Annotated in this window: 6 protein-coding genes; 5 read left to right on the plus strand and 1 reads right to left on the minus strand. The window is 51.7% G+C overall.

Going from position 1 to position 7,323, the window contains the following annotated elements:
• Nucleotides 1-72: 72 nt before the first annotated feature.
• Nucleotides 73-825: a bifunctional demethylmenaquinone methyltransferase/2-methoxy-6-polyprenyl-1,4-benzoquinol methylase UbiE gene (ubiE, locus tag ACEW8P_RS00310; protein ID WP_373511117.1), complete on the minus strand. Its 753-nt coding sequence runs from the start codon at nucleotides 823-825 to the stop codon at nucleotides 73-75.
• Nucleotides 826-987: 162 nt separating this feature from the next.
• Here ubiE and ACEW8P_RS00315 point away from each other — a divergent pair, with 162 nt between their 5' ends.
• The 5 genes from ACEW8P_RS00315 to ACEW8P_RS00335 form a co-directional block, all read left to right on the plus strand.
• Nucleotides 988-2,223, plus strand: coding sequence for a thrombospondin type 3 repeat-containing protein (locus ACEW8P_RS00315; protein ID WP_373511118.1), 1,236 nt, complete (start codon nucleotides 988-990; stop codon nucleotides 2,221-2,223).
• A gap of 15 nt (nucleotides 2,224-2,238) precedes the next feature.
• Entirely contained in the window at nucleotides 2,239-3,111 is an 873-nt protein-coding gene (locus tag ACEW8P_RS00320; protein WP_373511119.1) for a hypothetical protein, read from the plus strand.
• Between the two features lie 41 nt (nucleotides 3,112-3,152).
• On the plus strand, nucleotides 3,153-4,265 hold the full coding sequence (locus tag ACEW8P_RS00325; RefSeq protein ID WP_373511120.1) for a hypothetical protein: 1,113 nt from the start codon (nucleotides 3,153-3,155) through the stop codon (nucleotides 4,263-4,265).
• Nucleotides 4,262-5,401, plus strand: coding sequence for a hypothetical protein (locus ACEW8P_RS00330; protein ID WP_373511121.1), 1,140 nt, complete (start codon nucleotides 4,262-4,264; stop codon nucleotides 5,399-5,401). Before ACEW8P_RS00325 ends, ACEW8P_RS00330 begins: the two co-directional genes overlap by 4 nt.
• Before the next feature lie 63 nt (nucleotides 5,402-5,464).
• Nucleotides 5,465-7,323 (plus strand): polysaccharide lyase family 8 super-sandwich domain-containing protein (locus ACEW8P_RS00335; RefSeq protein WP_373511122.1); only part of this gene is annotated, 1,859 nt, incomplete at its 3' end.

A 7,323-nucleotide genomic window follows, 5' to 3' on the forward strand; every position in this document is an offset into this window, starting at 1 on the left:
GCCGCCGGACGTAACCCGTTCCCTGCGCCTGCGCCCGCTCGGTAGTAAAAAGGCCGAGTAACAGCAGGATCGCTACTTGTGGCCGACGTAAATGGAACAGATTCCGAAGGTGAGTGGGATGCATTTAGTATCGGTGAAGCCCGCTTTTTTGTAAATGGTCAGAAAATCGTTTCCGTCGGGAAAAGCCTGTACCGACTCGGGGAGGTAGGTGTAAGCTGAACTGTCTCTGGAAACCATCTTGCCGACCGTGGGCAGAATGTATTTGAAATAAAAATTGTAAACCTGCTTGAACGGAAATGCCTTGGGCTTAGAGAATTCAACCACCACGCAGGTGCCGCCCCGGCGCATGACACGATGCATATCGGTCAGCCCGGCGAGCAGGTTCTCGAAGTTGCGCACGCCAAAGGAAACGATAACGGCGTCGAAATAATTGTCCGCGAAGGGCAGATGCTCCGAATCGCCCGTACGCAATTCGATGACATCCTCCTTTCCCAATTTCCGAATTTTCTGCCGTCCCACGGCCAGCATTCCCTCTGAAATATCCACCCCGATGATCTTGTCGGGATTCAGCGCGAGGGCCTCGATGGCGAAGTCGCCCGTGCCAGTGGCGATGTCGAGAATAGTTTTGGGCGGCACGCCGCCCGACGGATCGCCGCCCGGCTGAGACTTTTTGAGCAACTTTATAGCTCGTTTGCGCCAGTAGATGTCGATACCACCGCTCAAAAGGTGATTCAGGAAATCATATTTCGGCGAAATGTTGTCGAACATTTCGGCAACCTGCTCGCGCTTGCTGTTGTCTTTATCCTTGTACGGAACGACACTCATGGCTTCTTTTTGTGAATTTTTGGAAACGAATGTAAGGGAGATTCCCGGTTTTTAAACCACCTTCTTCCCGGAAAGTTCGTCAGGTAGCTTGATCTTCCTACGGATAATGATAACATTCTGGACTTGGTTTTTTATATTTGTAAATACATCAACCAAATACCGATGATGCTCCGTCGCTACTTCCTTTCTCTTCTTCTGTTGTTGTTGGCTATATCCGCATGGGCGCAAGGGCGTATCAGCACACAATCGGTCGACTCTGTCGAGACCCGTAGCCAGAAAGCCAACATTACTGAACGCGTACTTTCTCCCTACTCTATCGGTGTTCGCGGTGGTATGACGCAGTTCTTTGGCGAACTGGGCGATCAGGACATGAAGTTCATGACGGGCCTAAGCTTAATCCGACAAGTTAACCCCGCTTTCTCGATGGGGCTAGACTTCGCTGTCGGAAAGTTGGGCGGCCAGAAGAGCGAATTCTACAATTCTTATTTTGTCAATGAATTCAACTCTATCGAATTGCTGGCCCGCTGGGATCTAATCGAGCAGTTCAGTCGCAACGCAGGCCAAAGCCCGTTTCACTTGGGCATCTACAGTGGAATAGGCATCATGTATTTTAGTGCCAATGCTTATGACCTCACTACGGATCAAAGAGTACGCTTTACCAACAGCGAACTAAGTGGGCGAAATCCGCTTTTCCTCCGCTGGGGAAATCCCCAGGGACCAATGGGCGTCAAAAAGACCCACGAACGCACCATTCCGGCCGGACTCGCCCTCAACTACCAATTGGCCGAAAATTGGCAGGCGGGGTTGGACTACCGCTTCTACTTCGCCCGCACCGACAAGTTGGATGCTACTTCGGGTCGCCGCCTCATCAATCCGGAAGAATCGACGACTTACAGCGACACGCCCAATGACAAGTACAGCTTTTTGTCCGTGACGCTCACCCATCGCTTCAACCGTAACGCCCGCAATTACGACAGCGACGGTGATGGCATTCCCAATGACCGCGATCGCTGTCCCAATACGCCGGGTCTTGCCAGATTTCTCGGTTGTCCCGATACGGATAGCGATGGAGTCCCGGACTATATCGATAAATGTCCGGGAGTCCCGGGAACGGTGGCTACCCGCGGCTGTCCCGACTCCGACAACGACGGCGTGGTGGATCGTCTCGATGATTGCCCCAATCAGGCTGGCACGATTAACGGCTGCCCCGACCGTGACGGCGACGGCGTCCGCGACGACTACGACGGCTGCCCCGACGTGAAAGGTTTGCTGCGCTACGGTGGCTGTCCCGACACAGACGGCGACGGCATTCCCGATCAGGTGGACAAGTGTCCCGATCAACCAGGAAAGTACGAGGATGCGGGGTGTCCGGTAGTAAAGCGAGTACCTGGGAGTTAATGGGTAGATGATTCTATGAGTCTGCTGAAGAGGTTTCAAAAAGCTAGGCGGAAGTGCGCCGCTACCTTGCTGACGCTCTCGACTTCCAGCTACCTGACTTTCGGGCAGGTGGTACTTTTTGAGAATGAGCAGGACGAGGGACAAGCGGCCTACAAAATCGAAACGCCGACGGCCACCTACTACTTTCAGACTGAGGCCGGGGCTTTTTCGAGTATTCTGGATAAGGATGGCAATGACTGGGTTTCTTTCAACCGTAACGCGGGACCATGGGGAATGTACCGCGGCCTGCCCAATCTGGTGCACCCGGAAAACTATTTTCATCCGGGATATAAAAATTGCCAAAGTGAAGTAGTTCATAACTCCCGCCGCCGCGTAACGATTGCCTCTGCCTCTCTCAACGGTAAGTGGAAATGTACCTGGGACATTTACCCTACCCACGCTACCCTCACGGTGACGCAGACCGACCGACGACCCTACTGGCTGCTGTACGAGGGTACGCCGGGCGGTACTTTTAGCGAAAGTGACGATTACTACTTTTTAGCCGATGGCAGCAAACATCCGTGCAGTGAGCCGATGGAACAAAGGGCTTTATCCAGCCCGGAATGGGTTTGTTTCGGCGACAAAAGTTTCAATCGTGTCTTTTACATCGCACATCACGAAGCTGATGACGCACCTGACCAATACTACCCAATGAACGGTATGACCGTTTGGGGCTTTGGCCGCAACTACCGCTGTTGCGAGAAGTTCATGGTAAAAACGCCTAATGTGTTCAGTGTTGGTTTTATTGAAAACACCGATGCAGCCGTAGTCAGAAAAAAACTGCGAAAGGAATTTTACAAATCCGGGGGGGGCAAAAGTAAAGTTGTACAGCTTTCTGAAAATCATTAACTTAGACACAATTTTTACAACTTCTTATAACAAACATGATTATGAAAAAAACGTACTATTTGCTGGCGGTAGCTTTCGCCGGATTCTTTTTATTGGCAAACACCCAACGCTCGGTCGAAGGAAAGTATGGGATGACCGTAGGATCGCCCGAAATCAAATCGATCAATTCCCTGGCCTTCGGGCCGGAAGGAATCCTGTTCATCGGTGATTCCAAAAGCGCGACGGTGTTTGCGGTCGATACCAAAGATGCGAAACAGGCTGAAAAGCCAGCCGAGGTCGAGATCAAAAACATCGATCAGAAAATTGCGGCGCTTCTTGGAACCGAAGTCGATAACATCACGATCGAGGACATCGCCGTGAACCCGGCGTCCAAAAGCGTGTACCTGGCCGTGCAGCATAGCGACGGCACACCCATTTTGTTCAAAATCGACGGCGACAAAATAACGCCCGTCAGTACCAAAAACGTTGCGTTCTCGAGCCTGGCGTTGAACGATGTTCCCGACGAAGCCGCCAAAGATCGACGAGGAAACTCTCTACGCGTGGCTGCTATTTCTGATATCGGCTTTGCCGATGGAAAATTGATGGTCAGTGGCTTGTCGGGTAAAGAATTTAACTCGACGTTCCGAAGCATCCCTTTCCCGTTCACCGACAAGCAGGATCAGGCATCGCTCGAAATTTACCACGCGGCCCACGGCAAATACGAAACCTTGTCTCCAATCAGAACCTTCACGACCGCTCAAATCAGTGGCAAAAAGTACCTCGTCGCCAGCTACACCTGCACGCCTCTGGTTCTGTTTCCGATGGACGAGCTGAAAGCCGGAAAGCACGTGAAGGGAAGAACGGTAGCCGAAATGGGCAGCGGCAACCAACCGATCGACATCGTCACCTTGACAAAAGGGGGTGAGTCGTACCTGATGATGGCCAATTCCAGCCGTCCCGTTTTCAAGGTGGACTACAAAAATATAGAGGGGTATCAGGGTTCGCTGACGACTCCGGTAGAAGAAAGCTACGCCACGGCCGGGGTAGATTTCGTGTCGCTGCCCGTGACCAACGTCATTCAACTCGACAAGTTCGACGATAGCCGGATGGTTCTGTTGCAACGCCGCTCCAACGGTAGTTTGGACCTTTGGACGTCGAGCGAACGGTATCTATGACCAACATAAAGTTTGATCGGATCAGACCGTACCTGGCGTATGGTCTGATCCTTTTTGCTTTTACGGGATTGCCTGGTTGCAACTCTGATTCAGAAAATGACAAAATCCGGATTCGATGGGAAGGTAAAGTGGCCGAAGGCGTTTATGTTCCCCGAACGCTGACCCACGACCTTCCGGATGATTCGGTGGGTAGTTTGCTCAAAATCAAATTGGTCGATTCTGACCCTTCTTTCTCCATACTCGGTGATTATTCGGAGGATACCAAAGCCATTCTATTTTCGCCAATTGTGCCTTTTACCCGCGGACTGCATTACGAGGTTGTGCTGAGAAACGAGCGCATTGGTACTTTCACTGTTCCCTTGGCCGATGCTGCCGATGCGCCCCAACTGCTCGGCATGTTCCCAAGTCAGGATACTTTACCCGAAAATCTGCTGAAAATTTATCTGCGCTTTTCCCAACCTATGCGGGAAGGGAAATCGGATGAGCACGTTTTTCTGGTCAGGGGTGATTCGGATACTTTGCGGGGCGCTTTCCTCAATCTGCAACCCGAGTTATGGAACGAAGACCGCACCGTCCTGACGCTGTGGCTGGATCCTGGCCGAATCAAACGCGATCTCCAACCCAACCGCTTACTGGGTGCACCTCTACAGAAAAATGCTCATTACCATATCCTTGTTTCCAACGCCTGGAAGGATCGATTGGGAACTCCACTCCCGAAATCGTACGCCAAATCATTCGTGACCACCGTGCGCGATAGCCTGTCGCCCCTACCCAAAAACTGGAAAATGGTACCACCACCCGGCGGCACGACCCAACCATTCAGAGTGAATTTCAAAGAGTCTTTAGATTACAGTTTGATAACGGAATGCCTGAGTGTCGAAGACGAAAGCGGCCGGGTGATAAAAGGGAAATGGCAAGCGGGCGAGGAAGAGAAGGCAGGGTACTTCCGACCCTCGGAAAATTGGAAAGCGGGAAAGTACGTCCTGCGGATACGAACCGTGCTGGAAGACCTGGCCGGGAATAATGTAAACCGACCCTTTGACCGGGATATTACGGACCAAAACCCTGATCCACGTTCCACTGCATTTGTCGAGGTTTCTTTTTTAATCGCCCACCCAACCCCGCCTAAGCAATAGAAATTGGCCGGACAGGACTTTACATATGAGTAAATCTTGATGTACGCCTAAACTACCCCTTTTATGAAAACCCAACTGCGTTGCCTGCTCATTGCGCCGATTCTCGTTGTTCTGATCGCTCCGTTTTGTATGGCCCAAGATGGCATAAAAACGATTAAAGAGCGCATTGTAGCCGACTTAATGACTACCGAAATCAGCGATGAAGCGGTGAAAACCCTGATGGATAAGATGAATGAAGAGGGTAGTTTTAAAGATATCAAGTACGATGACCTGAGCCGAACGGCTGGATTCCCGCAAGGTGGGCACACGCGCAATCTGGTGTATATGGCCAAGGCTTACAAAAACAAAACATCAAAATTCTACCAAAGCAAACCGCTTAAAGTACTTATCGAAAAGGGACTGGCTTACTGGGTCAAGAACGATTTCGTGGGCGACAACTGGCATAATAATCAGATTACGACACCCACCAATTTGGGCGACCTTATGCTGGTGATGGGTGACGAATTGCCGAAGGACTTGGTAGCCAAAGCCCAGCCCATGATCGGCCGCGCCAACATGAATGCCTCGGGCGCGCGGCCCAGCGGCGACCGCATCGTAATCGCGGGCATTCTGGCCAAGAATCTACTGTTTCAGGGAAACTACCAGGAATTTGACAAGATCATAAAGATCATCGAAGGCGAGTTGAAGTTTTCGACGGGCAAAAGGGGGATGCAGCACGATTACAGCTTTCACCACCGGGAAGATCGCGTCAACAACACGGATTCCTACGGCTACGGTAAGTACGCCAACGCTTACGGCGAGTGGTCGTACTACGTGGCGGGTACGCCCTACGCGTTCTCGAAAGAAAAAATAAACCAATTGGTCGATTATTATCTCGATGGTATCTACAAACAATCAGTATACGGGATTTACCCGGATATCAGCGTCAAAAACCGCAGCATATCTCACAAGGCTGATTTTCAGCCCCGCGGTACTTTGGAAATCGAGCGGTTGCTGGTCAGCACCGATTATCGGAAAGCCGAACTGGAAGAAATCATCAGGCTGCGCAAAGGCGAAGCCAAGCCGACGGCGTCATTCGCGAAATTCTTTTGGCAAACCGAACACTTTGTGTTCCAACGGCCCAACTTCTACACCACTGTCCGCATGTTCTCGACCCGCAACCGCAACATGGAAGTACCCTACAACGGACCGGGCAAGACGACGCACCACCGCGCCGATGGCACCAACTACCTCATGCTGAAAGGCGACGAATACCACAACATCTGGCCCGTGTACGACTGGCAGAAAATTTCGGGAACCACGATCTTGCAGAAGCCGCAACTACCCGGCCCCGACGATATTCAGAAGGACGGCCTGACCGGCTTCGTGGGCGCAGTAACTGACGGACTGTACGGAGCCGTCGTTTTTGACTTCAAGAGCCCTCACGATCCGCTGGAAGCTAAAAAATCGTGGTTCTTCTTTGATAAGGAGGACGTTTGCCTGGGTGCTGACATCCATGCAAAAACGGATTTCGCGGTAGCCACTACCCTGAATCAGGTGTTGATGCAAGGCGACGTACGCATGATGCAGAACGGCATCCGACAAAGTGTTCCAAAAGGCAACCGGGCGCTTTCGGAAGTGAAATGGGTGCATCACGACAAAATAGGCTACGTTTTCCCGGAACCAAGTACCGTCAGCCTGTCCAATCAAGCCGAAACGGGTAGTTGGGCGGCCATTACCGATGAGAAAAATATCAGCGATGTGGTGGTTAGTGAAGACGTGTTCACGCTATGGTTCGATCACGGCAAAAGGCCGGACGGGGCGTCCTACCAGTACATCGTGGTTCCCAACGTATCTGAGCAGGAACTGAACGAAACCAGTCGGGACAATCGCTCGATCGAAATTCTTTCCAACACCCCGTCTTTGCAGGCCGTGCGGCAGAG

Source organism: Persicitalea sp., from assembly GCF_041751555.1.
Lineage (GTDB): Bacteria > Bacteroidota > Bacteroidia > Cytophagales > Spirosomataceae > Persicitalea.